This window comes from Pseudomonas monsensis (genome assembly GCF_014268495.2).
GTDB classification, from domain to species: domain Bacteria; phylum Pseudomonadota; class Gammaproteobacteria; order Pseudomonadales; family Pseudomonadaceae; genus Aquipseudomonas; species Aquipseudomonas monsensis.
The window spans coordinates 4,054,210-4,081,187 of the sequence record NZ_CP077087.1 but is presented as its reverse complement, the minus strand read 5'-3'; the positions used below and the strand labels follow the sequence as shown (position 1 = coordinate 4,081,187).

Annotated in this window: 25 protein-coding genes and 2 pseudogenes; 13 read left to right on the top strand and 14 right to left on the bottom strand. The window is 61.7% G+C overall.

Annotation, left to right across the window (positions count from 1 at the left end):
• Window positions 1-2 precede the first annotated feature (2 nt).
• Window positions 3-1,658: an MFS transporter gene (locus HV782_RS17880; RefSeq protein ID WP_186744257.1), complete on the top strand. Its 1,656-nt coding sequence runs from the start codon at window positions 3-5 to the stop codon at window positions 1,656-1,658.
• On the top strand, window positions 1,655-2,797 hold the full coding sequence (locus HV782_RS17875; RefSeq protein ID WP_128615090.1) for an HlyD family secretion protein: 1,143 nt from the start codon (window positions 1,655-1,657) through the stop codon (window positions 2,795-2,797). The genes HV782_RS17880 and HV782_RS17875 overlap by 4 nt, the downstream gene beginning before the upstream one ends.
• Window positions 2,798-2,912: 115 nt before the next feature.
• Here the strand turns inward: HV782_RS17875 and copD are convergent, their stop codons facing one another.
• Together copD and copC are read right to left on the bottom strand one after the other, a co-directional pair.
• Window positions 2,913-3,767, bottom strand: coding sequence for a copper homeostasis membrane protein CopD (gene copD, locus HV782_RS17870; protein WP_186744255.1), 855 nt, complete (start codon window positions 3,765-3,767; stop codon window positions 2,913-2,915).
• Between the two features lie 3 nt (window positions 3,768-3,770).
• Window positions 3,771-4,133 (bottom strand): copper homeostasis periplasmic binding protein CopC, encoded by a 363-nt coding sequence (gene copC / locus HV782_RS17865; RefSeq protein ID WP_186744253.1) that lies wholly within the window; start codon window positions 4,131-4,133, stop codon window positions 3,771-3,773.
• Between the two features lie 137 nt (window positions 4,134-4,270).
• Between copC and HV782_RS17860 the strand changes: the two genes are divergently transcribed.
• On the top strand, window positions 4,271-4,891 hold the full coding sequence (locus HV782_RS17860; RefSeq protein WP_064587091.1) for a TetR/AcrR family transcriptional regulator: 621 nt from the start codon (window positions 4,271-4,273) through the stop codon (window positions 4,889-4,891).
• A 334-nt stretch (window positions 4,892-5,225) separates the two neighbouring features.
• Here the strand turns inward: HV782_RS17860 and preA are convergent, their stop codons facing one another.
• From preA to hydA, 3 genes are all read right to left on the bottom strand, one after another.
• Window positions 5,226-6,500 (bottom strand): NAD-dependent dihydropyrimidine dehydrogenase subunit PreA, encoded by a 1,275-nt coding sequence (preA, locus tag HV782_RS17855; protein WP_123462644.1) that lies wholly within the window; start codon window positions 6,498-6,500, stop codon window positions 5,226-5,228.
• Complete coding sequence (locus tag HV782_RS17850; RefSeq protein ID WP_186744251.1) at window positions 6,501-7,868, bottom strand: NAD(P)-dependent oxidoreductase; 1,368 nt, start codon at window positions 7,866-7,868, stop codon at window positions 6,501-6,503.
• Between the two features lie 157 nt (window positions 7,869-8,025).
• Window positions 8,026-9,465, bottom strand: coding sequence for a dihydropyrimidinase (gene hydA, locus HV782_RS17845; protein ID WP_186744249.1), 1,440 nt, complete (start codon window positions 9,463-9,465; stop codon window positions 8,026-8,028).
• A gap of 624 nt (window positions 9,466-10,089) precedes the next feature.
• On the opposite strand from hydA, the gene HV782_RS17840 reads away from it, so the two are divergent.
• The 3 genes and pseudogenes from HV782_RS17840 to HV782_RS28625 all read left to right on the top strand — a co-directional run.
• The gene (locus tag HV782_RS17840; protein WP_186744247.1) at window positions 10,090-11,574 is read left to right on the top strand and encodes an NCS1 family nucleobase:cation symporter-1; all 1,485 of its coding nucleotides are present in this window, start codon (window positions 10,090-10,092) and stop codon (window positions 11,572-11,574) included.
• Window positions 11,575-11,729: 155 nt separating this feature from the next.
• Window positions 11,730-13,013 (top strand): Zn-dependent hydrolase, encoded by a 1,284-nt coding sequence (locus HV782_RS17835; protein WP_186744245.1) that lies wholly within the window; start codon window positions 11,730-11,732, stop codon window positions 13,011-13,013.
• A gap of 220 nt (window positions 13,014-13,233) precedes the next feature.
• A pseudogene (locus HV782_RS28625) lies at window positions 13,234-13,485 on the top strand (DHH family phosphoesterase); the annotation flags it as partial.
• 62 nt (window positions 13,486-13,547) lie between these two features.
• On the opposite strand, the gene HV782_RS17825 reads toward HV782_RS28625, so the two are convergent.
• Both HV782_RS17825 and HV782_RS17820 read right to left on the bottom strand, forming a co-directional pair.
• Window positions 13,548-14,414 carry a CAP domain-containing protein gene (locus HV782_RS17825; protein WP_186744241.1) on the bottom strand — a complete coding sequence of 289 codons (867 nt, stop codon included), beginning with the start codon at window positions 14,412-14,414 and terminating at the stop codon, window positions 13,548-13,550.
• Window positions 14,415-14,674: 260 nt separating this feature from the next.
• Window positions 14,675-15,445, bottom strand: coding sequence for an alpha/beta hydrolase (locus HV782_RS17820; protein WP_186744239.1), 771 nt, complete (start codon window positions 15,443-15,445; stop codon window positions 14,675-14,677).
• Between the two features lie 111 nt (window positions 15,446-15,556).
• On the opposite strand from HV782_RS17820, the gene HV782_RS17815 reads away from it, so the two are divergent.
• A complete protein-coding gene (locus HV782_RS17815) occupies window positions 15,557-16,501 on the top strand; it encodes an aldo/keto reductase (protein WP_186744236.1) in 945 nt (314 codons plus the stop codon).
• Window positions 16,502-16,507: 6 nt separating this feature from the next.
• Here HV782_RS17815 and HV782_RS17810 read toward each other — a convergent pair whose 3' ends face one another.
• Complete coding sequence (locus HV782_RS17810) at window positions 16,508-17,401, bottom strand: LysR family transcriptional regulator (protein WP_123462655.1); 894 nt, start codon at window positions 17,399-17,401, stop codon at window positions 16,508-16,510.
• Window positions 17,402-17,531: 130 nt separating this feature from the next.
• Between HV782_RS17810 and HV782_RS17805 the strand changes: the two genes are divergently transcribed.
• Window positions 17,532-18,008: a (R)-mandelonitrile lyase gene (locus HV782_RS17805; RefSeq protein WP_186744234.1), complete on the top strand. Its 477-nt coding sequence runs from the start codon at window positions 17,532-17,534 to the stop codon at window positions 18,006-18,008.
• Window positions 18,009-18,089: 81 nt separating this feature from the next.
• On the opposite strand, the gene paoC is transcribed toward HV782_RS17805, so the two are convergent.
• From paoC to HV782_RS17785, 4 genes and pseudogenes are all read right to left on the bottom strand, one after another.
• Window positions 18,090-20,288 carry an aldehyde oxidoreductase molybdenum-binding subunit PaoC gene (paoC, locus tag HV782_RS17800; RefSeq protein ID WP_186744232.1) on the bottom strand — a complete coding sequence of 733 codons (2,199 nt, stop codon included), beginning with the start codon at window positions 20,286-20,288 and terminating at the stop codon, window positions 18,090-18,092.
• Window positions 20,285-21,241, bottom strand: a complete 957-nt coding sequence (locus HV782_RS17795; protein ID WP_186744230.1) for an FAD binding domain-containing protein — start codon at window positions 21,239-21,241, stop codon at window positions 20,285-20,287. Before HV782_RS17795 ends, paoC begins: the two co-directional genes overlap by 4 nt.
• Window positions 21,238-21,927, bottom strand: coding sequence for an aldehyde dehydrogenase iron-sulfur subunit PaoA (gene paoA, locus HV782_RS17790; RefSeq protein WP_264082471.1), 690 nt, complete (start codon window positions 21,925-21,927; stop codon window positions 21,238-21,240). The genes HV782_RS17795 and paoA overlap by 4 nt, the downstream gene beginning before the upstream one ends.
• Window positions 21,928-22,128: 201 nt before the next feature.
• A pseudogene (locus HV782_RS17785) lies at window positions 22,129-22,407 on the bottom strand (L-lactate permease); the annotation flags it as partial.
• 25 nt (window positions 22,408-22,432) lie between these two features.
• Here HV782_RS17785 and HV782_RS17780 point away from each other — a divergent pair.
• Together HV782_RS17780 and HV782_RS17775 are read left to right on the top strand one after the other, a co-directional pair.
• Window positions 22,433-22,639, top strand: coding sequence for a hypothetical protein (locus HV782_RS17780; protein ID WP_123462665.1), 207 nt, complete (start codon window positions 22,433-22,435; stop codon window positions 22,637-22,639).
• Window positions 22,640-22,751: 112 nt separating this feature from the next.
• Window positions 22,752-23,810, top strand: coding sequence for a hypothetical protein (locus tag HV782_RS17775; protein WP_225931026.1), 1,059 nt, complete (start codon window positions 22,752-22,754; stop codon window positions 23,808-23,810).
• Between the two features lie 71 nt (window positions 23,811-23,881).
• Here HV782_RS17775 and HV782_RS17770 read toward each other — a convergent pair whose 3' ends face one another.
• Window positions 23,882-24,157, bottom strand: coding sequence for a hypothetical protein (locus HV782_RS17770; protein ID WP_123462668.1), 276 nt, complete (start codon window positions 24,155-24,157; stop codon window positions 23,882-23,884).
• A gap of 206 nt (window positions 24,158-24,363) precedes the next feature.
• Here HV782_RS17770 and HV782_RS17765 point away from each other — a divergent pair, with 206 nt between their 5' ends.
• Both HV782_RS17765 and HV782_RS17760 read left to right on the top strand, forming a co-directional pair.
• Complete coding sequence (locus HV782_RS17765) at window positions 24,364-25,446, top strand: hypothetical protein (RefSeq protein WP_186744226.1); 1,083 nt, start codon at window positions 24,364-24,366, stop codon at window positions 25,444-25,446.
• 2 nt (window positions 25,447-25,448) lie between these two features.
• Window positions 25,449-25,802, top strand: a complete 354-nt coding sequence (locus HV782_RS17760; RefSeq protein ID WP_123462673.1) for a DUF1428 domain-containing protein — start codon at window positions 25,449-25,451, stop codon at window positions 25,800-25,802.
• 155 nt (window positions 25,803-25,957) lie between these two features.
• On the opposite strand, the gene HV782_RS17755 is transcribed toward HV782_RS17760, so the two are convergent.
• Entirely contained in the window at window positions 25,958-26,152 is a 195-nt protein-coding gene (locus HV782_RS17755; protein WP_186744224.1) for a hypothetical protein, read from the bottom strand.
• A 108-nt stretch (window positions 26,153-26,260) separates the two neighbouring features.
• Between HV782_RS17755 and thpR the strand changes: the two genes are divergently transcribed.
• The gene (gene thpR, locus HV782_RS17750; RefSeq protein WP_186744222.1) at window positions 26,261-26,800 is read left to right on the top strand and encodes an RNA 2',3'-cyclic phosphodiesterase; all 540 of its coding nucleotides are present in this window, start codon (window positions 26,261-26,263) and stop codon (window positions 26,798-26,800) included.
• The last annotated feature ends 178 nt before the right edge of the window (window positions 26,801-26,978 follow it).

The following is a 26,978-nucleotide window of genomic DNA, read 5'->3' as shown; positions in this document are numbered from 1 at the left end:
CCATGGATCAATACGCCCCGCGCAACTGGCAGCCCCACGAAAAGCCCAGCCTGCCCGGTTCTCCTTCGACGCCGTTGCACTCCAATCCCAAGCGCCTGGCGTATGCGCTGGTCGGTGTGCTGGTGGCGGTGACCGGTGGTTTGGGCAACTCGCTGGTGGTCGCCAACCTGCCTTACCTGCAAGGTGCGCTCGGGGCGACCACGGCGGAGATGGCCTGGTTGCCGGCGGCGTTCGTGATGACCAATGTGTCGATGAACCTGCTGCTGGTGAAGTTTCGCCAGCAGTTCGGTTTGCGCGCGTTCACCGAAGTGTTTCTGGTGCTGTATGCACTGGTGACCTTCGGCCATTTGTTCGTCAACGACCTGAACTCGGCGGTGGCGGTGCGGGCGGCCCACGGCATGGTCGGTGCGGCACTCAGTTCGCTGGGCCTGTATTACATGGTCCAGGCGTTTCCGGCGAAGTGGCGGATGAAGGCACTGGTGCTCGGCCTGGGCACTTCACAACTGGCGCTGCCGCTGGCGCGATTATTCTCTGAAGATTTACTGCAGATCGCCGAATGGCGTGGCCTGTACCTGTTCGAATTGGGCATGGCGCTGCTCTCGCTGGGCTGCGTATTGATGCTCAAGTTGCCGCCGGGCGACCGTTTCAAAACCTTCGAAAAACTCGACTTCCTCACCTTCGCCATTCTCGCCACGGGCGTGGCGTTGTTGTGCGCGGTGTTGTCGTTGGGGCGTATCGACTGGTGGCTGGAGGCCAACTGGATCGGCTATGCGCTGGCCGCCTCGATTGCCTTGATCCTCGCCGGTCTGGCCATCGAACATAACCGCAGCAACCCGCTGCTGATGACCCGCTGGCTCGGCAGCGGGACGATGATCCGCCTGGCGCTGGCGGTGACCCTGATTCGCATGGTGACTTCGGAACAGTCCACCGGTGCGGTCGGTTTCATGCAGAACTTGAACATGGGCTATGAGCAGTTGCACAGCCTCTACGTGGTGATGCTGATCGGCAGTGTCGCGGGGCTGTTGACCAGTGCGCTGACCATCGACCCCAAACACCTGCTGATGCCGCTGATCATCTCGCTGGCGCTGATGGCCACCGGGTCGATGATGGACAGCTTTTCCAACAACCTGACCCGCCCGGAAAACCTCTACTTCAGTCAGTTCCTGCTGGCCTTCGGCAGCACGTTTTTCCTCGGCCCGACCATGGTCTTCGGTACTCGCAATGTGCTGACCAATCCACGCAACCTGGTGAGCTTTTCCGTGCTGTTCGGGATCTGCAACAACCTCGGCGGCCTGCTGGGCGCGGCACTTCTGGGCACCTTCCAGATCGCTCGGGAAAAATTTCATTCCAGTCACATCGTTGAGCACCTGACGCTGTCTGACCCGTTGGTGGCCGCGCGCGTGCAGAGCGGCGGTTCGGCGTACGGCTCGTTGCTGGCCGACCCGAGCCTGCGCAACTTGGCGGGTATTCGCAGCTTGTCCAACGCCGCGACTCGCGAGGCCAACGTGCTGGCCTACAACGATGTGTTCATGCTGATCGCCGTGATTGCGGTGCTGACCATGATCTGGCTGTCCATTCGTGCACTGTGGCTGATGAGCACCACCAAAGCCGTCGCCTCTGCGCCTTCCGTACCACCTAGCGGTGCTTCTACTTCATGACCGAACCGACCACCACAACCACCAATGCCATCGCTGCCACGCCTGAAGGTGCGGCGCCGCCGTCCTCGCCCAACACCGAACCGCGCTCGCTGCGGGTGCGGATCATATCGTCGCTGGGCTTTGCCGCGATCGCCATCGTCGGCGTGTTGATCGTGTTGTATGCCTGGCAATTGCCGCCGTTCAGCAGCGCGGTGGAGACCACCGAAAACGCTCTGATACGCGGGCAGGTGACGATCATCGGGCCGCAGCTCAGCGGCTACGTGTTCGAGGTGCCGGTGCAGGATTTTCAGTACGTGAAGGCTGGTGATTTGCTGGTGCGTCTGGACGACCGGATTTATCAGCAACGCCTCGATCAGGCGCTGGCGCAACTGGCGGTGCAGAAAGCCGCGCTGGCTAACGTGGTGCAGCAGCGCAACAGTGCCGAAGCGACCATCAAGTTGCGTCAGGCGGTGCAGGCCGACAGTGAAGCGCAGTTGCGCAAAAGCGAGGCCGATCTGCGGCGCAACAAGGAGCTGGTGAGTGACGGCTCGGTGTCCAAGCGTGAAATGGACGTGGCGTTGGCGGCCAATGCGCAAAGTGTCGCGGCGGTGGCGCAAGCCAAGGCCAATCTGGAAATCGCCCGGCAGGACCTGCAAACGGTGATCGTCAATCGCGGTTCGCTGGAGGCGGCGGTGGCCAGCGCGGAAGCGGCGGTGCAACTGGCGCGGATTGACCTGTCGAACACCCGCATCGTCGCCCCGCGTGACGGCCAGCTCGGGCAGATTGGCGTGCGCCTCGGCGCCTACGTCAACTCCGGGGCGCAGTTGATGGCGCTGGTGCCGAACCAGAAATGGGTGATCGCCAACATGAAGGAAACCCAGATGGACAGCGTGCGCGTCGGGCAACCGGTGCGTTTCACCGTCGATGCGTTGAACCACCGCAGATTCACCGGTCACGTGCAGCATATTTCGCCGGGCACCGGTTCGGAATTCGCGCTGTTGCAAGCCGATAACGCCACCGGCAACTTCGTGAAAATCGCCCAGCGGGTGCCGGTACGGATCACCATTGATGAGGGGCAGCAGGAAGAGGAGCGGTTGCGTCCGGGGATGTCGGTGGTGGTCAGCATTGACACCGCGGCGGGCGACACACAACCTCATTGACCCAATGCATAACCCTGTGGGAGCGAGCTTGCTCGCGAAAGCGGTGTATCAGTGACATTTCTTTATCTGACACACCGCCTTCGTGAGCAAGCTCGCTCCCACAGTTGAACGGCGTTTATCCTGTGATCATCGGGGGCAGGGTGCCGAGTAGCGAAACCGCCGCCACCGCCCCCATCCCCAACAGCCATTCCAGCACCACACTGCGCTTGAGCGCGCCCATCCGTTGTTCGCAATCATCAATCCGCAAGCGGTTGAACAGCGCCAGCGCCAGCATGCCCACCACCAGCGCCGCCTTGATCAGCAGAATCAGGGCAAAACCGCTGAACAACGGCGTCGGCCACCACTGGTCGGTCAGCACGCGCACGTTGATCAATCCGGTGATCAGCAGCCCGGCCACCAGCCAGTAACCGACACCGCTGAAGCGTCGCAACACCTCACGCGGCTGACTCGGCTGACGCAGAATCATCACCAGCAGCAACAGTCCGCCGAGCCACGCGGCGACGCAGGTGAGGTGGATGACCTGGTTGAGAATCAGCAGTTGCCCGCTCAAGCCATCGAGCATCGCACCATGACCGACCGGCGCCAGCGTGGCCAGCAGCGCGCCGCTCAAGCCCAGCCGTAACGCCAGGTTTGAACGCCACGGAGTGAACAGCAATGTCAGTAGCAGCGCATTGATCAGCAGGTGCCAGCGCCACACCTGGCCAAAAAACGTATTGCCCAGCACCAAGGCAACCGTGTCCACGTCAAACGCTGCCGCCGCCGAACCGGCCATGCTCGCCGTGATCAGCAGCGCCCAGGCAATGCCGCTGGCCAGTGCAATGGCCGTCAGCCAACGCGTCAGGCGCGTCAACTGCCGATCCAGCGCCAGCGCTTCACCGTTGAGCAGCAACGGCCGGAACAGCCAGGCGCCGAACAGCATCAACACCACGGTGAAATGCAGGAAGCGGCACAGCACCAGCGCTTCATTCATCAATCACTGGCCAACCTTGAACTGATAGGCGCCTTCGCTTTTGTGCGTATCGACGGACACGGCGTGCCACTCGACTTTGTATTCACCCGCCGTCAGTGGTGCGGCGGGGGTGACGATCAGGGTTTTCTTGTCACCTTGGGTGGTCAGCGGCTTGAGCGCGATCGGTGCGCCATCCCTGGTCAAGGTGACTTTGGTGAAGCTGGCTTCGACGCCTTCGGAGAAGGTCAGGCGCAGGTCGGCCGGTGCAGTGACGGTGCTGTCGGCAGCCGGGGTCTGGCTTTTCAGGTGGGCGTGAGCCAACACGGAGGTGGCGGCGAACAGCGAAGCGAGCAGGGCAGTGGTGGTCAGGACATTCTTGAACAGCATCGCGGATACCTCGTTGGCAGAATAAAAAGCGTCAGTTTAGCTACCCGCTGTCCTTCGTACGAAGTTTTGTTTGTCGCGGTCGCCCGCGCACCAGAGCGGATGCTAGTCTTGGGCAACGCTGTTGCCAGGGAGCCCACATGGGCAATCACAAGATCGAGATTCGTCGCAGTAACGTCGAGAAAATCCTGCTGGCGGCGGAAAAAGTCTTCGCCGAAAAAGGCTTCGGCGGCACCGCCATGGCTGACATCGCCGCCGAAGTGCAACTGCCGCGCTCCAACCTGCATTACTACTTTTCCACCAAGAGTGAGCTGTACAGCGCGGTGTTGTTCGACTTGCTGGAAGTGTGGAAGCAGGATGCGCTGTGTTTCGAAATGTTCGACGATCCACGGGTGGTGCTCAGCAGCTACATCCGCGCCAAGATGAATCATTCGCGCAGCCGGCCATACGGTTCGAAAGTCTGGGCTAACGAAATCATCCACGGCGCGCCGACCTTGGGCGAGGCGCTGGATGTGAGCCTGTACGACTGGGCGAAAATGAAGGAAGCGAAGATCCGCCAATGGGTGGAAGACCAGCGGATTCTGCCGGTGGAGCCGTCGAGCCTGCTGTACATGATCTGGGCCTCGACCCAGCATTACGCCGACTTCGATCATCAAGTGAATATTCTCAACGAACACCAGCCGCTGTCGGACATGCAGTTCGAGCGGGCGGTGCAGACGGTGACCAGTGTGATCTTGCGCGGGATCGGGCTGGAGCCCTGAAAGTAAAAGCCGACCCTCACCCCAGCCCTCTCCCGGAGGGAGAGGGAGCTGACCGAGGTGTGTTGAGAGGTACATCTACCTGTAAGACCGGGTCGATTATGGATTCAAGGCGGTTCGTATCTGTCGATCCCAGTCGATTTTGGATTCAAAGCGGTTCTTATCTGCGGATCCCAGTCGATTATGGATTCAAAGCATCTCTCGTCTGTGAACCCCAGTCGATTGTGGATTCACAACAGTACTTTCAGGTCGGCGGAGTTTGGCAGCATCCCCCAATCGGTCCCCTCTCCCTTTGGGAGAGGGTTAGGGTGAGGGGGCGTTTGGATCAGCCGCCGGTCTAGACCGCAACGTGGTACGGATTCCTCGGATCATGGTTCCAGTCGAGAAACGGCTTGCCCGTCTCCATCGGCACCATTTCGATGCAGTCCTGCACCGGGCAGGTGATCTGACACAGATTGCAGCCCACGCACTCGTCATCAATCACTTCATATTTATGCGTGCCGTCGGCCTGCTTCAGGCTGCTGATCGCCTGGTGTGAGGTGTCTTCGCAGGCAATGTGGCAACGCCCGCAACCGATGCACGCGTCCTGGTCGATCTTCGCAATCACCTGATAGTTGATGTCGAGGTACTTCCAGTCCGTGGTATTGCCCACCGCACGCCCGGAAAACTCGGCGATGTTGGCGTAGCCCTGACTGTCCATCCACCGCGACAAGCCGTCCTTCATCTCTTCGACAATGCGGAAGCCATGCAACATCGCCGCTGTGCACACCTGCACCGCGCCGCTGCCCAACGCCATGAATTCCGCCGCATCACGCCAACTGCCGATGCCGCCAATGCCACAAATCGGCAGGCCCTGGGTCTGCGGATCGCGGGCGATTTCGGCGACCATGTTCAGGGCAATCGGCTTGACCGCCGAGCCGCAGTAACCGCCATGGGTGCTTTTGCTGCCGACGGTGGGCAGGGCGACCATGTGTTCCAGATCGACGCTGGTGATCGAGTTGATCGTATTGATCAGCGACACCGCATCGGCGCCACCGCGATGCGCGGCGCGGGCGGCGACGCGGATGTCGGTGATGTTCGGCGTCAGTTTGACGATCACCGGCAGCGAGCAATAAGTCTTGCACCAGCGGGTGACCTGCTCGACATACTCCGGCACCTGACCCACCGCCGCGCCCATGCCACGCTCGGGCATACCGTGCGGGCAACCGAAATTCAGCTCGATACCGTCAGCGCCGGTGGCTTCGACCAGCGGCAGGATGTGTTTCCACGATTCCTCCACGCACGGCACCATCAGCGAGACGATCAGCGCGCGGTCCGGCCAGTCTTTCTTGACCTGGGTGATTTCGCGCAGGTTGATCTCCAGCGAGCGGTCGGTGATCAGTTCGATGTTGTTGATGCCCAGCACTTCGCGGTTATTGCCGTAGTGTGCCGAGTAGCGCGACGAGACGTTAACCGCCGCCGGGTCCTCGCCGAGGGTTTTCCAGACCACGCCGCCCCAACCGGCCTCGAAGGCACGGACTACGTTGTAAGCCTTGTCGGTCGGCGGCGCGGAGGCCAGCCAGAATGGATTGGGGGCTTTGATACCGGCGAAGACAATCGAGAGATCGGCCATTTACGCAGCCTCCACGTTAAGCATCAGTTGAGCATTGATCGCCTCGGCGGCGCGTTTGCCGTGCTGCACGGCTTGCACGGTGAGGTCCTGATCGAGGCTGGTGCAGTCGCCGCCGGCATACACCCCGGGGATGCTGGTGCGCAGGTTGTCATCGACCTGAATTCGCTCGCCCTGACGCTTGAGTTCGCGGGCCAGCGGGTCGGCGAGGGCGCTACTGTCGAAGGCCTGACCGATGGCTTTGAAGATCGCATCAGCCGCCAGTTCGAAGGTTTCGCCAGTGGTTTGCAGGCGCCCTTCGACCAGATGCGTGCGGGCGAAACGCATGCCGCGCACCTGGCCTTGCGCGTCGAGCAGCACTTCGTTCGGTTGCGCCCAGGTCAGCAGGCGCACCTGATTGGCTTTGGCGATGTCCTGTTCGTGGCCGGTGGCGCCCATGTCCGCCGCACCCCGGCGATACACCAGATTGACATCGCGGGCACCGAGGCGGGCCATTTGCACGGCCATGTCGATCGCGGTGTTGCCGGCGCCGAGGACGATGCAGCGCTCGGCCAGCGGCAGTTGCGAGAGGTCATCGGCCTGACGCAGTTCGCGGATGTAGTCGGTGGCGGCGAGCAGGCCGGGGGCGTCCTCGTGTTGCAGGCCGAGCTGTTTGCTGGCATTGAGGCCGAGGCCGAGGAACACCGCGTCGAATTGCTGATGCAATTCGCTGAGGGTCAGGTTGTCGCCCAGTTTCTGCCCGTGGCGAATCTCGATGCCGCCGATTTGCAGGAGGAAATCCAGTTCCTTTTGCGCGTAGTCGTCGACCAGTTTGTATTTGGCGATCCCGTATTCGTTGAGGCCGCCGGCTTTCTCCCGCGCTTCGAAAATCACCACGTCATGCCCGTGCATGGCGCTGCGATGAGCGCAGGACAATCCCGCGGGCCCGGCGCCAACCACGGCGATGCGTTTGCCGCTGCTGGCGGCGCGCTGGAACGGGTGCTCGGTGAAGTGCGCGTTGTCCACGGCGTAGCGTTGCAGCAGGCCGATCAGCACCGGCGCGCATTCCTGCGCGTTGTTGCGCACGCAGGCTTGCTGGCAGAGGATTTCGGTCGGACAGACTCGCGCACAACTGCCGCCGAGGATATTCGCCGAAAGGATTTTCTGCGCTGCACCGGGCACGTTGTCCTGATGGATGTTGCGGATGAACGACGGAATGTCGATCTCGCTCGGGCACGCATTGACGCACGGCGCGTCGTAGCAATACAGGCAGCGTGAGGCTTCCAGATGCGCCTGCCGGGCGTTGAGCGGCGGCGCCAGATCGGTGAAATGGCCGGCGAGGGCGGCGGCGCTTTCGTGTGGGTGCGGGAGATGGTTCAGGGTCTCGATCACGGTTTTTTGCCTCACGGTTATTTGAGGTTTCTGCCTCTGTCGGGCAGTGGTTTTTGTGGCGTTCGGGATGGCCTCTTCGCGAGCAAGCTCGCTCCCACATTTGGAATGCATTCCCCTGTGGGAGCGAGCTTGCTCGCGAAGGCCGAAGGCCTGGATTTCAGCGTTTCACAGCAGTCGGTTTATGCAACTCAGCGCGCTTGCTCAGCAAATCAAACACCGCCGGATACGCCGGCCGTTCGATGTAGCGCCCGGCCCCGCGCTCGGCGCGCAGGTCGCCGTCCGCCCAGACCACTTTGCCCTGGCTGACGGTATGGCTCGGCACGCCGCGCACGGTCTTGCCTTCGAAGATGTTGAAGTCCACCTGCTGATGGTGGGTCTTGGCGGAGATGGTGCGCGTACCTTGCGGGTCCCACAGCACCAGGTCGGCATCGGCACCCACACGAATCGCGCCTTTGCGCGGGTAGAGGTTGAAGATTTTTGCAGTGTTGGTGGAGGTGAGGGCGACGAAGTCCTGCATCGACAAACGCCCGCTGTTGACCCCTTCGTCCCACAACACTGCCATGCGGTCTTCGATGCCGGCGGTGCCGTTGGGGATCTTGCTGAAGTCGTCGCGCCCGGCGGCTTTTTGCTCGGCGCAGAAGCAGCAGTGATCGGTGGCGGTGGTGTGCAGGTTGCCACTTTGCAGGCCATGCCACAGCGCTTGCTGATGCCCGCGCGGACGGAACGGCGGGCTCATCACGTAACCGGCGGCGGTCTGCCAGTCCGGGTGCTGATAGACGCTGTCGTCGAGCAGCAGATGCCCGGCCAGCACTTCGCCGTAAACCGGTTGGCCCTTGCTGCGGGCATAGGTGATTTCGTCGAGGGCTTCCTTGGTGGAAACGTGCACCAGGTACAACGGCGTACCGATGGTTTCGGCAATGCGAATCGCCCGGCTCGCCGCTTCGCCTTCCACCTGCGACGGCCGCGACAGCGGATGCGCTTCCGGCCCGGTGATGCCCTGGGCCATCAACTTGCGTTGCAAGTGATAGACCAGCTCGCCGTTTTCCGCGTGCACGGTCGGCACCGCGCCGAGTTCCAGGCAGCGCTCGAAACTCGCCACCAGCGTGTCGTCGGCGGCCATGATCGCGTTCTTGTAGGCCATGAAATGCTTGAAGCTGTTGATCCCGTGATGGCTGACCAGCTCGGCCATCTCCTCACGCACCTGCTCGCTCCACCAGGTGATCGCGACGTGGAAGCCATAGTCGGACGCGGACTTCTCGGCCCAGCCGCGCCACTGACGAAAGGCTTCCATCAGTGACTGCTGCGGATTGGGAATCACGAAGTCGATGATCGAGGTGGTGCCACCCGCCAGTCCGGCCGCCGTGCCACTGAAGAAGTCTTCACTGGCCACGGTGCCCATGAAGGGCAGTTGCATGTGGGTGTGTGGGTCGATGCCGCCGGGCATCAGGTATTGACCGCTGCCATCGAGCACTTCGGCGTCGGCGGGAATATCAAGGTGTTCACCAATGGCTTTGATCACGCCGTCGGCGCAATAGACGTCGGCGCGATAACTTTCATCATGGGTAACAACGGTGGCGCCACGGATCAACAGAGACATTCCGAGTTCCTCGCAGGCATGACCGACTGGTATCGGTTCTATATGTTTTATTGATGTACAGCGATGAACGGCGTATTCCTGTCATGGCTGTCAGGAATAGAAACTAGTCGCAGTTTTGAAATTGATCAAGATTATTTTTTATAAGCTTATGAATGTTTTAAGTGTATGAAAAATAAAGATAAAAAACATAAATCACCAAAATGGTGAGGCTGTTCACCATTTTGACGCACTTGACAGGATGGAAATATGAGCAAGATTTCCTATGTGAAATCAGCCGCTTGAAGTTGAGCTGCGGTTGATCGCCCAGAATGAAAAAAATTGCAGTGCACCAGATTGAGTCCTGACAGTTCGAACAACTTGGCAAACGTTTAGCCTGAGCGTGCAGACAGGTTTTCACGGACTCTCTCGATAAATAATTAAAACCGAGCAATATCAGAAAGTTGCAATGTGTTTGAACCACGGCCCGATGCGTAAGCGGGGCACCCGGCACGTTTATTGATGCCGCCGCTGACACCGTGGCCGGTACACGAAAGTTGTCAGTTCCTCCGGCCATCGTCCGGCTCGCACCCTGGTGTGCAGCCGCCTGATGAGCAAAAAAATAATCAGAAGAACAGTGGAGCGGCCATGCAACAGAACAGATCGCAAGTGACCGAGCGCGACGGCTTGTTCGAACTCGAAGCCGGCAGCGACGTCCTCGACAGTCCCCGTTACAACCACGACATGGCACCGACCAAGGTGCGCGAACGAACCTGGAACAAATGGCACATCACCGCGCTGTGGGTCGGCATGTCGGTGTGCGTGCCGACCTACACCCTCGGCGGCGTGCTCACCGCGTATTTCGGCCTGAGCGTGGGCGAAGCGCTGATGGCGATTCTGCTGGCCAACGTCATTGTGCTGATCCCGCTCACGCTCAACGCTTTCCCGGGCACCAAGTACGGGATTCCATTCCCGGTGCTGCTGCGTTCCTCGTTCGGCGTGCTCGGCTCCAACGTGCCGTGCCTGATTCGCGCGCTGGTGGCGTGTGGCTGGTTCGGCATTCAAACGATGTTTGGCGGCCTGGCGATTCACCTGTTTCTCGGTTCGGTGTTCGAGGGCTGGAAATCCCTGGGCGGCACCGGCGAGGTGATCGGCTTCATGATCTTCTGGTCGCTGAACCTGTGGGTGGTGATTCGTGGCGCCGAGTCGATCAAATGGCTGGAAACCCTGTCCGCACCGTTGCTGGTGGCGGTCGGCATTGGCTTGCTGATGTGGGCGATGCCCAATGTGTCGATGACCGAGCTGCTGGCGATTCCACCGAAACGCCCGGAAGGCGCCAGTGTGGTCAGTTACTTCGCCGCCGGGCTGACCGCGATGGTGGGCTTCTGGGCCACGTTGTCGCTGAACATTCCTGACTTCAGCCGTTATGCCAAGAGCCAGAAGGACCAGATCCTCGGGCAGATTTTCGGCTTGCCACTGACCATGTTCCTGTTCGCCTCGCTGGGTGTGGTGATGACCGCCGCCTCGGTGAAACTGGTGGGTGTCACGGTGTCCGATCCGGTCAGTCTGATCGGCCACATTCAAAGCCCGGTGTGGGTCGCGGTGGCCATGGCGCTGATCATCATCGCCACGCTGTCGACCAACACCGCGGCGAACATTGTTTCGCCGACCAACGACTTCCAGAACATTGCGCCCAAGGTCATCAACCGCACCAAAGCAGTGTTGCTCACCGGGTTGGTCGGGCTGGCCTTGATGGCCCACGAACTGCTGAAAAAGCTGGGGCTGATCGTTTCCGACGTCAGCCTGGAGACCGTGTATTCCAACTGGCTGCTGGGCTATTCGAGCCTGCTCGGGCCGATCGCCGGGATCATGGTTGTGGACTATTTCATGATCAAGAAACAGCAACTGGACCTGGCCGGGTTGTACCGCGACGACGTGTATCCGGCGTGGAACTGGGCCGGATTTACCGCGTTTGGCGTGCCGGTGCTGCTGACCCTGTTGTCGCTGGGCAGCGATGCGTTCAGTTGGTTCTACAGCTACGGCTGGTTCACCGGCTCGGCGCTGGGCGGGGTGATTTATTACGGGTTGTGCGTGATGCGGGCGCAGCCTTCGGTCATGAAAACAGCGGTGTAAGGGAAGGCCTCATCGCTGGCAAGCCAGCTCCCACAGGTTTTTGGGTGTGCCCACAATTTGTGTACGACTCGATCCCTGTGGGAGCTGGCTTGCCAGCGATGGCGGCCCAAAAAGCACCACAGAAATATCATAAGAAACTGCCTGAGGAGATCAACATGAACGCAGCCGTAGACGTTCTGCAATCCACCCATCAGCACATCAACCGCGACCGCCTCTGGGCCTCGCTCATGGAACTGGCCAAGCTCGGCGCCACGGTCAAGGGCGGGGTCTGTCGCCTGGCCCTGACCGACCTCGACCGCCAGGCCCGCGACCTCTTCGTGCAATGGTGCAAGGACGCCGGGTGCAGCGTCACGGTCGATCAGGTGGGCAACATCTTCGCCCGCCGTCCGGGGCGTAATCCCGATCTGCCGCCGGTGATGACCGGCAGCCACATCGACACTCAGCCCACCGGCGGCAAGTTCGACGGCTGCTTCGGCGTGCTCGCCGGCGTCGAAGTGTTGCGCACCCTCAATGACCTCGGCGTGGAAACCGAAGCGCCGCTGGAGGTGGTGGTCTGGACCAACGAAGAGGGCTCTCGTTTCGCCCCATGCATGATGGGCTCCGGAGTGTTTGCCGAAAAATTCACCCTCGAAGAAACCCTGGCCAAGGTCGATGCCGAGGGCGTCACCGTCGGCGAAGCGCTCAACGCCATCGGCTATGCCGGGCCGCGCAAAGTCAGCGGGCACAAGGTCGGCGCGTATTTCGAGGCGCACATCGAGCAAGGCCCGATCCTTGAAGACCAACAGAAAACCATCGGCGTGGTGCTCGGCGCGCTCGGGCAGAAGTGGTTCGACCTCAAGCTGCGCGGCGTTGAAGCCCATGCCGGGCCGACGCCGATGCACCTGCGCAAGGACGCCCTGGTCGGTGCCTCGGTGATCGTCGGTGCGGTCAACCGCGCCGCCCTCGGCCATCAACCCCACGCCTGTGGCACCGTCGGTTGCCTGCAGGCCTATCCCGGCTCGCGCAACGTCATCCCCGGCGAAGTGCGCATGACCCTCGATTTTCGTCATCTGGAGCCGGCACGCCTGGATTCGATGATCGCCGAGGTGAAACACGTCATCGACGCCACCTGCGAAGAGCACGGGCTGACCTATGAACTGACCCCGACCGCCGACTTCCCGCCGCTGTACTTCGAGAAGGGCTGTGTGGCGGCGGTGCGCGGCGCGGCGAAAGGGCTGGGTCTGTCGCACATGGACATCGTCAGTGGCGCCGGGCATGACGCGATTTTCCTCGCCGAACTCGGCCCGGCCGGGATGATTTTTGTGCCGTGCGAAGGCGGCATCAGCCACAACGAAATCGAAAACGCCGCGCCGGATGATCTGGCGGCGGGGTGTGCGGTATTGCTGCGAGCGATGCTGGCGGCTTCGGCGATGGTGGCGAGCGGTCAACGCGCAGCGTGAGCACGCATTAAAAACGGGATAACCACTCAATAGCGGTTATCCCGTTGTCATTGTTCAGACGTCGAAATCTCTTCGTCTTGTCATGTTTTCGTCATCAGAGTGTGCAATTTTGCCCCTGCCTGAAACATGGGGTAACGGGTTCGGAGTGGGGGTAACAGGAAAAACCACCTGTCCAATACCGTTACGCAATTGGGCTACCCGGCGGATTTCCATCGCAGAAGAGGTGGAAGTCATCCACCATCATCCCGGTTACGAGCAGTACTGAGCGCAGAGACTCGGCTCTGCCGCCGATATCCAGCCGATCGGTGCTGCCGTCACACAGGTCTTTCAGCGTTGGGACAAGGCGGAGTTGTTGCTGAAGTTCAGTCAGCAAAGCGCTGCGCTCCTGGCTACGTCGATACTCGACAACACCCTGAATTTCACCGGGAAAATGACCACGGCGCAGTATGTGCAGGCGTATGCGGTGCTCGCGCGGCTGGTGAATTCTTCCATGCTACGCAAGGAATTACTGAAACTGGGACTGTGCGCTGGCCATCAAGGCGCGCCAAACACCATCGTCCAGTAAACCCCTTCATCACTGCGCGCCTCACTGGCGAAGCCGGCGCCGACCTGGGTGAACATCGGGTTCATCAGGTTGGCGCAATGCCCGGGGCTGGCCAGCCATCCGGCCATCGCCTTGCCCGGTGAGCTCTGCCCGGCGGCAATATTTTCGCCGATTTGCCGGCCACGGTAGCCCGCTGCCCGGGCGCGGTCGGCGGGCAGGTCACCGTCCGGATCGCGGTGAGCGAAATAGTTGCCGTAGGCCATCGCTTTGCTGTGGCCCTGCGCGGCGGCACCGAGCGCGGCATTCCAGCTTAAGGGGCGGGCGGCGGCGAACCGCTGACGGCCACACATTCTTGGGCGCGCCCGGGCGGCGTTGACCTCGGCGAGCAACGCCTTGCCGACGCTGCGGTTATCGCCAACACGACTGTCGAGCACCGGCTGTGCCAGCACCACTTGCCATTCATTGCGCGAACGACTGACGCCGATGTCGGCGTAGCTCGCATCCAGCAACGCGGCGCAGTGGTCGTTCTGCAGCAGGTCGAAGGCTGCTTCGGCGTCCTCGGCACCGACCACGCGAATACTGCGCACCGCCACGGCGGAATACCCGGACGACTTCAATGCTTCACGCATGCCACCGGCGTAGCGATAACCGATCGGCAAGGCCAGGTTCGACTTCAATGCCAAGGGCGCCAGGCGTTGTGCGGGGCGGCGATCGCAGCGTTGCGGATGGGCACGGTAGTCATTGATGGCCGCCACCAGTTGCCGTTCCGCACCCGCATGGGCGGTTTCAGCGAACAGCGGCGAAAGGATCAGCAGGCACAGCGAAACGAAGCGAGACGAACGGACGGCGTGGCGCATGGGACAGACAGCTCTGAAAAAGGGGAACAGCGCTTGAGTGGGGTTCACCGCAGAACACGGCGCGCGTAGGACTGGGCTTTTCGGACTTGGTTCAAGGGGCGGCAAAGGCTTTTTTTTTCGAGGCGACGAAGCGTGGGTCAAGCAGATATTCAAGTGGCCTTGGATGGCCCTGTCGCGAGCAGGCTCACTCCTGCAGTTGAAATGCATTCCTCTGTAGCAGTGAGCCTGCTCGCGATGGAGCCATGAAAGCCACACGACCCTCAGCGATTCAACACATCCCCCATCCACTGCAGATATTCCCGCCGCTCGGAAATCGAGTTATGCCCCGAATCCGGCACCACCTTCAACACCGCCACACCCTTGGGAAAGCTGCTCAGCAAGCGCTCGGTACTGGCCCGTGCAATCACCTCGTCATCACTTGCCGCGAGCAGCAACGTCGGCACACGGATATGCGCGGCGTACTTGCCCGACTCGAAGCGATCCCTGAGCAACCATTTCACCGGTAGCCACGGATAATGCTGTTCGGCGATTTCTTCGAGACTGTTATACGGCGTCACCAGAATCAGTTGCTGCACCGGGCGCTGACTGGCCAGGCGTACGGCAACGCCGGAACCGAGGCTGCGTCCGACCACGGCTATCTGTGGATGACTGGCGTACACCTGATCGAACAGTGCCAGGGCGTCCTTGGCAATCGCCTCCTCAGACGGCGAGCCGCCGCTGCCGCCGAAGCCCCGATAGTGCAGGAAATACAGCGCGTCATCCGGAAAGGCTTCGGCGAACCCCGGTAGATTGCGCGACACGTCCTCGGCATTGCCGCCGAAATAGATCACTGCTCGCGGTCCGGCACGTGCTCGTGTAGTCACCCAAACGTCGGCATCCGGCATCGACAGTTTCAGGCGAGCGTCCGCTGCTTCGACCGCAGCGGGCCGCGGGAAGTAGATCAACGAGCGCTGAAACACGAACAGCGCGGCGCACAGCGCCAGGTACAGGGCAACGATCAAGGCGACGAGTGACATCAGGCGTCGGGACATTCGGCTACTTTTAACGGGTGTGAGGGTTCGCTGTCGCAGTGTAGTCCAGCATGGCGAGCGGACAGCCTGCGCACACAACGTGCAACAGATCCAGGCAGCAGGGGAACCAGCATGAGCCACACTGAGGGTTACTCCCGTCGCCGATTGCTCACACTGGCTGCCGGGGTTTCGGCGGTCTTCACCCTTGAGCGGGCGCTGGCCATTGCCACCACGCCCGCGATTTCCGGAGGCCAGACCATGCAGACCCGCGCCATCCCCTCAAGCTCCGAGTCGCTGCCCATGGTGGGCCTGGGCACTTATCGCGGTTTTGACGTTGCGCCGGGCGATCCGGTCTACCGGCAACTGCCGGCCGTGCTCGATGAGTTGTTCGGCAAGGGCGGCACTGTCATCGACAGCTCGCCGATGTATGGCCGTGCCGAACAGACCACCGGTGAACTGCTGTCGATCCACGAACCGCGCTCGCCAGCGTTTCTGGCCACCAAGGTGTGGACCCGCGGGCGCGCCGAGGGCATCGCGCAGATGGAGCAGTCGTTCAGCCTGCTGCGCACCGAACGCATCGACCTGATGCAGATCCACAACCTGCTCGACTGGCAAACCCACCTGCCGACCCTGCGGGAGTGGAAAGAGCAGGGGCGCATCCGCTACATCGGCATTACCCATTACACGCCTTCGGCTTATGACGAAGTCGAAGCGGTACTCAAGGCCGAGCCCGTCGACTTCCTGCAAATCAACTACGCCCTCGACGATCGTGGTGTGGAAAAGCGCCTCTTGCCGCTGTGCCGCGAGCGCGGCGTGGCCGTGATCTGCAACCGGCCGTTTGGCGGCGGTGGGGTGCTCGCCAGGCTCAAGGACAAGCCGCTGCCGGGCTGGGTCTCGGACGTGCAGGTCAATAGCTGGCCGCAACTGGCGCTGAAGTTTCTGCTGGCGCATCCAGCGGTGACCTGTGTGATTCCGGGCACCAGCAATCCGCGCTACATGGCCGATAACGCCCGGGCCGGGTTCGGGCCGATGTTGACGGATGCGCAGCGGCACCAGTTGATTGCGTTGCTTGGTTAGGGCCGCTCAACCGCGAAACCGCAACGCCTCCAATAACAAGGCAAACGCCGGCGCCGCCTGGCGTCGGCTCGGGTAGTACAGGTGATAGCCGGCGAACGTCGGGCACCAGTCCTCCAGAACTTGCTGCAGACGGCCCTCGGCCAGATACGGCGCGACGATGTTCTGCGGGATGTAACTCAGGCCAAAGCCATCCAGCGCCGCATTGAGCAGCGGGTAGACGCCGTTCAGGGTGATCTGCCCCGAGACACGCACTTTCAGGCGTTCGCCATCCTTCTCGAACTCCCAGGTATAGAGCCCGCCGTTGGTCGGCAGGCGCAGGTTGTTGCAGGCATGCCCGGTCAAATCCCGTGGGGTGTGCGGTGCCGGATGACGGGCGAAGTACTCCGGCGCACCGACCACCGCCATGCGCATGTCCGGGCCGATGCGGGTGGCGATCATGCCTTGGGCGACGTCCTCGCCCAGGCGCACGCCCGCATCGAAGCCTTGTCCCGCAATATCGACGAAGCCGTAATCGCAGCAGACCTCGACGGCGATGTCCGGATACTTGGGCAGAAAGGTCTGCAGCACCGGGCGCAGCAGCCAGTCCAGCGAATGGTCGGTGGCACTGATGCGGATTCTGCCGGCCGGGGTTTCACGCAGGTGACTCAGGGCGGCGAGTTCGCGCTCGATCTCTTCGAAACGCGGGCCGATGCTTTGCAGCAGGTGTTCGCCGGCCTCGGTGGGCGAAACGCTGCGGGTGGTGCGGGTCAGCAGGCGCAGGCCCAGACGGGTTTCGAGGGCGCGGATGGTGTGGCTGAGTGCCGATTGCGAAACGCCCAGTTTGGCGGCTGCCTTGGTGAAGCTGCGCGCGCGCGCGACGGCGAGGAAGGCGAGCAGGTCAGTGGCGTTTTCCCGAAGCATTGATGAGTGTCCTGCATAAGTTTTTTCGAATTCTAGTCGATTATCTGAAGAGTACGGCCCGCTAAAGTGACCTGCAGGCGCTGCCGAAGGCTGCACCTACCGATTTTTTTTGCATTCTGGAGGGCATGTCATGAACCCGATTACTGCTTCAGCGTTGACGTTGTCTCTGTTGGCTGCGGATGTGCAGGCCAATGAAAGTTCACGCGTGACGGTCACGCCCAATGGCTCACAACCTTCGGCCCGCGGCCCGGCGGATTGGTTCACCGGAATCGTGCGGGTCGATGCGCCGTTCAAGGGCTCGGATGCCGCGCGGGTCAGCGGCGCCACGGTGACGTTCGAGCCGGGAGCGCGGACGGCATGGCACACCCACCCGTTGGGGCAGACGTTGATCGTGACGGCCGGTGCCGGTTTCGTGCAGGAATGGGGCCAGCCAATACGCGAGATTCGCCCTGGCGACACGGTGTGGATTGCGCCAGATGTGAAGCATTGGCATGGCGCAGCACCGACGACGGCGATGACGCACATTGCGATTGCCGAGGTGCTGGACGGCGAGGTGGTGGAGTGGATGGAGCAAGTAGGGGAGGCGCAGTATCCGCGGAGTGAGTGACGCGCCAGTTCCCCATGCCCATGTGCTACAAGGCCCTCACCCAATCCTCTCCCTTTGGGAGAGGGCCAGGGTGAGGGGCTTTCAGATCATCTCGGGCAAGGACGAGAGAATTTTGTCCAGGGTGATCGGATAATCGCGCACCCGTGCTCCGGTGGCGTTGTAGATCGCATTGGCCACCGCCGCGCTCACCCCGCAAATCCCCAGCTCACCTACACCCTTGGCCTTCATCGGCGACGAAAGCGGATCGGTCTCGTCAAGGAAGATCACCTCCTGATGCGGAATGTCGGCGTGCACCGGCACTTCATATCCGGCCAGATCATGGTTGACGAAGAAACCGAGCTTCTTGTCCACCGCCAGCTCCTCCATCAACGCCGCACCGACGCCCATGGTCATCGCCCCGATCACCTGGCTGCGCGCTGCTTTCGGGTTGAGGATGCGCCCGGCGGCACACACCGCGAGCATGCGTCGCACACGCACTTCACCGGTGGCGGCATCCACCGCCACTTCGACGAAATGCGCACCGAAGGTCGACTGCTGATACTGCTTGTCCAGGTCGCCGAATTCGATACTGTCCTCAGCCACCACCACACCATCGCGCGCGGCATCGCGCAATGGCACGCGCTTGCTGCCGACGCTCACCTGGCCGTCGACGAACGCTGCCTGATCCGCTGCCATGCCCAACTTGCCAGCGACAGCTTCACGCAACTTCATGCACGCGGCATACACCCCGGCCGTCGAGCAGTTGCCGCCAAATTGTCCGCCGGAACCGGACGACACCGGAAAATCCGAATCGCCCAGACGCACCACGACATCTTCTAATGCCACCCCCATCATCTCGGCCGCCGTCTGCGCGATGATCGTATAGCTGCCAGTGCCGATGTCGGTCATGTCGGTTTCCACCGTGACCTTGCCATCACGTTCCAGACGCACCCGTGCGCCGGACTTGAGCAGCAGGTTGTTGCGGAACGCTGCGGCGACGCCCATGCCGATCAGCCAACGGCCTTCGCGGCGGCTGCCGGGGGTGGCAGCGCGTTGATTCCAGCCGAATGTTTCGGCGCCGGTCTGCAGGCATTCGATCAGGCGTCGCTGGGAGAACGGACGCTCGGTTTTCACCGGATCGACCTGGGTGTCGTTGAGGATGCGGAACTGAACCGGATCGAGCTTGAGCTGCTCGGCCATCTCGTCCATGGCGATCTCCAGAGCCATCAGGCCTGGGGCTTCACCCGGCGCACGCATGGAATTGCCCTCGGGCAGATCCAGCGGTGCCCGACGCATGGTCACCCGGCGGTTTTCGGCCGCATAGAGCAACTGACTCGGCTGCGCCGCGACTTCGACCTTGCCGTCCTTGAGGTTGCCCGACCAGCCTTCGTGGGCAATGGCGCTGAGCTTGCCGTCGGCCGTGGCACCCAGGCGAATGCGCTGGATGGTGGCCGGGCGGTGGGTGGTGTTGTTGGCCATTTGCGGGCGGGCGATGGCGACTTTCACCGGTCTGCCGGCCATGCGCGCGCCGAGGGCGGCGAGGATCGCGTCGGCGCGGATGAATAATTTGCCGCCGAAGCCGCCGCCAATGTAGGGCGAAATCAGGCGGACTTTCTCTTGGGACAAACCGAGGGTGGTGGCAACGTCGTCGACACTCCAGGCGATCATCTGGTTCGACGTCCACAGGGTCAGTTGATCGCCTTTCCACGCCGCGAGTGTGGCGTGCGGCTCCATCATCGCGTGGGATTGATCGGGGGTGGTGTAGGTCTGGTCGAACTGCACCGGGGCGGCGGCAAAGGCCGTGTCGAAGTCGCCATGGGTGACGTCGGGCAATTCGTCTTTGTCTTCGACACCCTGGTCGCGCACGTTGGCCAGATCGAACTGGCCTTTGTCCGCGACGTAATCGACCTTGACCCGTTGCGCGGCGGCGCGAGCCTGCTCGAAGGTTTCGGCGACCACCAGTGCCACAGCCTGGTGATAGTGCTGCACCTCGGGACCGGCGAGCAGCGGCGCCGCGTTGTATTTGCCTTTGCCGAGCTTGCCGGCGTTGGCGGCGGTGACAATGGCCAGCACGCCGGGCGCGGCTTTGGCGGCGTCCAGATCAATGTGGGTGATCCGACCCTTGGCAATCGCCGAACCGACCATGAAACCGTAAGCCTGATTGGCCACGGCCTCGTGTTGCTCGTAGGCATACGGCGCCTGGCCGCTGGTTTTCAGCGGGCCTTCGATGCGGTCGGTGGGTTTGCCGACGACCTTCAACTGGTCGATCGGGTTGGTGGTGGCGGGCGTGTCGAATTTCATGCGTCTTCCCTCGCTTGCGCCAACACCGAGCCGAGCGTGCGCTCGACCAGGGTCAGTTTGAATTGGTTGTCGCGGGTCGGCGTGGCGCCGTCGAGCAGGCGCTCACTGACCGCTTTTGCACCGTTGGGCAGCAGCGCTTCGGCCGCTTCGACCCGCCAAGGTTTCGGCGCGACACCGCCGACCGCGACACGACCGCTGCCATCCTTGTGCAGAATCAGCCCGACCGACACCAGGGCAAAGGCGTACGACGAGCGATCGCGCACCTTGTGATAAAGGTGCGTACCACCGACCGGGGCGGGCAGCGTCACCGAAGTGATGAACTCGCCGGGGCTGAGGCTGGTTTCGACGTTCGGTGTGTTACCCGGGAGCTGATGGAAATCGGCGATGGCGATGCTGCGGATGGTGCCGTCCGGCTTCACCGTTTCCACCTGCGCGTCGAGTGCGCGCATGGCAATCGCCATGTCGCTGGGGTGGGTGGCGATGCAGGCGTCGCTGACACCGATCAATCCCAGTTGCCGACTGACCCCGCCAATCGCCGCGCAACCGCTGCCGGGCTGACGCTTGTTGCAGGCCTGATTGACGTCATAGAAGTACGGGCAACGTGTGCGTTGCAGCAGGTTGCCGGCGGTGCTGGCCATGTTGCGCAATTGGCCGGAGGCACCGGCGAGCAAGGCGCGGGAGAGCAGGGCGTAGTCGTTACGCACGCGGTGGTCGGCGGCCAGGTCGGTGTTGCGCACCAGGGCACCGATGCGCAGTCCGCCGTCGGGCGTGGCTTCGATTTGATCCAGGCCCAAGTGGTTGACGTCGATCAGATGCAACGGGGTTTCGATGTCGAGTTTCATCAGGTCGAGCAGGTTGGTGCCGCCGGCGATGAACTTCGCGCCTTCGACCTGTGCCGCCAGCGCTGCGGCTGCGGCAGGGGAATCGGCGCGGCTGTAATTGAACGGTCTCATGCGGGCACCTGCGCGACTTCAGTGATGGCATCGATGATGTTGGAGTAGGCGCCGCAACGGCAGATATTGCCGCTCATGCGCTCCTGGAATTCACTGGCGATCAGATGCGGCGCTTCGGTCAGGCTGGGGCTGACGTGGCTGGGAATGCCCTCGCGAATCTCCTTGAGCACCGCCACCGCCGAGCAGATCTGCCCTGGCGTGCAGTAACCGCACTGGTAGCCGTCGTGCTTGATGAACGCGGCTTGCATCGGGTGCAGGCTGTCGGGCATGCCAAGGCCTTCGATGGTGGTGATCTCGCTGTTTTCGTGCATCACTGCCAGGGTCAGGCAGGCATTGATGCGGCGGCCATCGGCGATAACGGTACAGGCGCCGCACTGGCCGTGGTCGCAGCCTTTTTTGCTGCCGGTCAGGTGCAGGTGTTCGCGCAGCGCATCGAGCAGCGTGGTGCGGTTGTCGACCTCAAGGGCTTGAGGTTTACCGTTGACGTTGAGGGTTACTTTGGCCATGGCCGGTTGCTCCAGACTGGCCGCGTAGGCCTTGAGGCTAATGAAAGGCGGCATTGCAAACGCGGTGGCGGTCACCGCGCCGAGGATCAGGAATCTTCGTCGGGAAATCGTCATGCTTCGATTCCTCTCTGGCTTAATCAGGACGGCAGGGATTGAAGGCTCAATCGGGCGCGCCGGCATGCTTGCCGGTCTCGTTCTTGAAATGACCTGCACGGAGGGGAAAAGGTTTTTGCGGATTTTCGCTATAGAGTTATGCGCAGAGCTCATGAGTCTGCTGCGCGACTCAGCGCCCACAGGGGAGGGAGCTTGCTCTCGACAGTGTCGGATCAGTCAGCCTGTTGGCTGAATCACACAGCGCCTTCGCGAGCAGACTCTCACAAACGCCATCAACACCGGACTGATGCCGAGCTGTTCCGATGTGACCCGCTGCAGCCCGCCAAACAGCACGTTGGAGGCCGTGTCCGAACCGGTCAACGCCACCCCGAGCCAACCAAGCAAGGTGCCGGACATCGGATAGAAAATCCCCGTCGCCGCGAATGCCAGGCCCATGGTCGCGTCCATCGCTGGCCAGTGAATCATCGGCGTTTTACCCGGTCTTATCTGCGGCTGCGCGCACCGCGTCCTGAAGGCAAGGGCAGCGTTGGCCGATTCCGTCGTCAAGACCTTGGTTTTAGGGAAGTGTTGAATGAAGCGTGTGACAACGATGCTGCTGACTGTGACTGCCGCCGTTTTGCTGGGCGGGTGTGTGGCGGATTTTGATGAGGGTCACCGCCATGGCCGGCACTACGACCGCGATCATGAGCGTTATTACGATCATGACCGGCGCTGGGATGACCGGGATGACGACCGCCGTGATGGCCGTCGCTACTACCGCGATCGGGATGATGACTGACTGAATCCCGCGCTCCGCAAGAGGCTGGAATCGTGCGACGGGAAGGGCTGGACGCAATGATGGCAATTCAGTAGCATCGGCGTTTTTTTGCCCCTTCCCCTCAAGGATGATCATGTCTGTCGCTTGTTCGTTGCGTCGCTCACCCGTTGTTGTCGGTGCCGTTCTGTCGGCGCTTTTGCTGTCAGGCTGCACGCAGATGGGCACCTATCAGGATGCTGCCGATCCCGATGCCGCCAAGCTGCGCTTTGTTGCCAATACCGATAACGCGACGGTGGACTATTACGATGCCGAGCATTGCGACGGGCAGACCACCGGCATCATCAACAATCTGTTCATCGCCGACAGCCAGCGTCGGGTCGGCATGTCGGTGGCCCCGCCGGAAAAGGCCAGAGGCTATCTGGAAATCAAACTGCCGCCGGAAAAGGACATGTACCTGAAGGTCAACACTCAGGTCGGGTATGCGGTGTGCGGGTCCGGTTTCACCTTCAAGCCGCAGCGTGGCACGGAGTACGAACTGACCCTCGACCTCAAGGGGCGTCACTGCTCGACGCTGATGCAGCGTGTGCAGCGTATCGACGGCAAGGATGTACGCACACCGGTTGCGATCAAACGCGAAGGACTGGCGGCCTGCGCCGGGCGCAATGCGATCTTCCCGAAACCGCCGGCGTTGCTGCCGGACACCCCGGAACGCACGGCCATGATCGACCGCATCGTCAATGGCAGCCTCTTTGTGGTGATGAAGTCTGGCGCAACGAAGCCGACGACGTTTACCCCGGAAAAGCTCGATTCGCTGATCAGTGAGCGCAAGGCCAAAATGAACATTGCCCTGCCGGACGATTACTGGACGCTGTACCGCCAGAATCTGGTGCAGTTCGATACCGAGAACGCCAGTAATGCCGACGAGGCGATCAAGCGCGCCAGCGACGAGTATCGCCAGCGTTTGCGCAGTGTCGATGACAAGCGCCTGAAAGATTGGTCTAGGCTCAAAGGCTCGGACGGTAAACAAGTTAACGCCGCGCCGAACGAAATGGAGACCGACATGATCATGTACTACTTCCAGTCGTCAAAAGGCGTGGTGGTTGAAACCGTCGGACGCCATCTCGAGCGCATGGCCAAGATGGATGCCCAGTACAACGTCTGCTCACGTTACGCCGACTGCTGGAAGCGCTGATCTCCGTAAGGCCGATGTGAAAAAGCCCACTGCGCCGAAACGGCCAGTGGGCTTTTTTGTGCGTGCTGCGATTAAAAGTGAGCGCTCGCCTGGACGCGGGATCGCGCAGGCAGCGAGGCCTCGAGATCCAGCAAATGGGTGGCGAGAATGTCGCTCAGAAAACGGAACTGATCGTTGAAACCGACCACTTCATTGCTGAAATGATTGCTGGCAGCAGGCATCAGCAGGTCTTCGAAATCTTCGTTGAACACCAGCGCCCGGGCTTTGTGCGACACCGCGTGCTGAGCGTAATAGTTGCTGCCGAACACCGGGAAACTCACGGAGAGTGTGACGATGGTGTGAATCATGATGTGAACTCCTCGTTGTGTCTCGGATGGGTGGATCGTGCCTTTGAAGGGCGGCGGGGGGAAGGCAATCGTCGCAATGGTGAGTATTGATGGCGTTGATGGTTCGGGTTTCGGGCGGGCGATGAGGTCGGTGCATCCAGCATCAGGCCCGACTGACCCACCTATACTCAAATCTGCCTCCCACTCATCTCAAGGAAAACCCCACCGTGGACCTGCGCGCGCTGGTGGTTGCCGCACTGTTTCTGCTGGCTGGCTGTGCCACATCGGCGCGGGCCCCGGTGACAGCGCCACAGGCCATCGTGGTGTCGCCGGCCACCTGGCAGCAGATCGACCGTGAAATCGTCAGCGCCTCGCAGCAGTCCACCGAGCAAGTCAAGGTTTTCGCCCGTGGTTCGATGGAACATTGGCGTACTCGCGTCTATCAGCAAACTGAAGAAAATTTCATCCCGTGGTTCAGCAGCTATTGGACTCAGGAATGGCTGTCGATGAAGGTCAGCTGGTACACCCTCAGCGCCGGTGGCGAGCAGGACGCCTCGGCCAAGCGCCTGGCGGCGTATCTGCTTGAGCAATATCAGGAAAGAGTGCTGGCGCCGGTGGCGGTCGAGATTGATCCGGACGCGATCCTCGGCCAGGCCACGGCGTTCTATGCGCAACTGATGGCGCAGCAGATGCCGCTCATCGCCCGGCGTCATGGCGTGCCGGTTGCGCAGCTCAACGGGCGGTTGCAGAAGATCCCGGCGATTGCCCTCGGTCCGCCGCCGGCGCGGGATGCTTCGCTGTATCAGGTGGTCAGCACCGAACCGTTGAACACGCTACCGGCCTATGCGGCGCTGATCGACAAGATCCACACCGACGGCGGGTCCAAAGGGATTGCCTCGACCGACGCGGGCATGGCGCCCGTGGCCAAACGCGCCAGCCAGCGCATGGAAGCGGAAATGGCCCCGCGCGGCGCCGCGAGTGCGGTGGCGGCAGCGGCGGGGAAACTGGCGGGGGCCATGATCTCCGTCGGAGTGGCGGGCATTCGCGCCATCCTGCAGGCCAATGACCGTCCCGACAGCGAGGCGCTGATTCGCAGCAGTCTGGGCAATACCTTCGACAAGGCGTGGCTGAAACTGGTGCAGAACCCGACCACCGGCGTCATGGCCGGCACGCTGCACATGGCTGGGCAAGTCGAGCGCAATCTGGGCGGCACTGATGAGCCGTCGGTCGGGTTGGGGGGCAATCGTGTCGACTGGCAGCCGCCGCAATCGACCAATCAGCAGATCGAACCCAACGTGCAAGGAGAATGACCATGGCATACATCGACATCTTTGTGGCCCCCGTACCGACCGCCAATCGCGAGCAATACAAAAAACACTGCGTCATCGCCGCTAAATTGTTCAAGGAATACGGCGCCCTGAGTGTCGTCGAATGCTGGGGCGATGACGTGCCGGACGGCAAGGTCACGTCGTTCCCGATGGCGGTGAAACTCAAGGAGGATGAAACCGTGGTGTCCGGCTGGCTGATCTGGCCGGACAAAGCCACCCGCAACGCCGGCATGGCGAAAATGATGGAGGACCCACGCATGAAACCCGACGTGAACCCGATGCCGTTTGACGGGCAGCGCATGATCTATGGCGGCTTCATCGACCTCCTCGAATCCTGAGGCCTGCACCATTGCCATTGCGGCATGCGTTTCATCTCAAATACGCAATTGGACAGGTAGGAGCGGGCTTGCTCGCGAAAGTGCTGCGTCAGATAACAACGAGGTCGACTGACACGACGCCTTCGCGAACAAGCCCACTGCCACTGGTGTGCTGTTCACTCCGTGGCGGGGGTGATGCGGCAGCTTTTACGCTGACGAATTTCTTCGTCGGTCGGACGTTCGCGGACAAACTCGAAACGCGGTTCACCCTCGCTGTAATGCACCAGCCAACCCCATTCCAGCTCGGCTTCATCCTGCCCGGGATTCGGTGGGCGGGCCCACCACGGTTCTTTGCTGAGGACCTCGCGCATGGCGGCCTCCGGTTGATGGCAATCCTTGAACTATAGCCCGGTGTCGCGAGTCGGCTGCTCAGGCCGTGTAGAATCCTGGCCGATGACCACGAGCGAAGGGGCAGGACGATGACCGATGACACGCGCAGGGATGAACCGTTCAAGCGGCTGTTTTTTGCCCTGGACTGCCCGCCGGCGCAGCGCAAGGCTATCGCTCAGTGGCGCAGCGAGCTGGGCCTGCGAGCCGGCAAACCGGTACCGGCAGATAACTTTCACTTGACCCTGCTGTTTCTCGGTGCGGTGCCCTTGGCGCAAATCAACGAAGTCTGCGAAGCCGCCGGCAAGGTCAACACGCCGAAGGAAATCTTGAAGATTTCCCTGGATCGTCTGCAGGTCTGGCATCGCGCCGGGGTGTTGTCACTGGCGCCCGAACAGGCACCGCCGGCGTTGTTGCGCTTGGTTTATGCGCTGGAACAGGCGATGTTGCCATTCGGTTTTGAAGAGACGCCACGCGAATTTCGGCCGCATCTGACCCTGGCCCGAGACTACCGTGCACCAGAGCCGGAATCCGCCACGCCGCCGGCGTTTTTCCTGCGCGCCGAACGCTTCGCCTTGTTCGAGTCGCACAAGGGCCGCTACCGGATCCTGCAGGACTGGCCGCTGATCTGAACCACAAAAAAAGGCGCCCGTGGGCGCCTGAAATTCACCTGAACCGAGGAAGCCAGGTGAGGCCGTTCATTGCAGGGTGCAGCGGTGGTAAGGCGCTGCGTGAACGGGAAATCATTGAATTACTTAAGCTAAGAAAATCCTGGGCCTGGCACTGTCCGAATGTGATCTCAAAACCCTG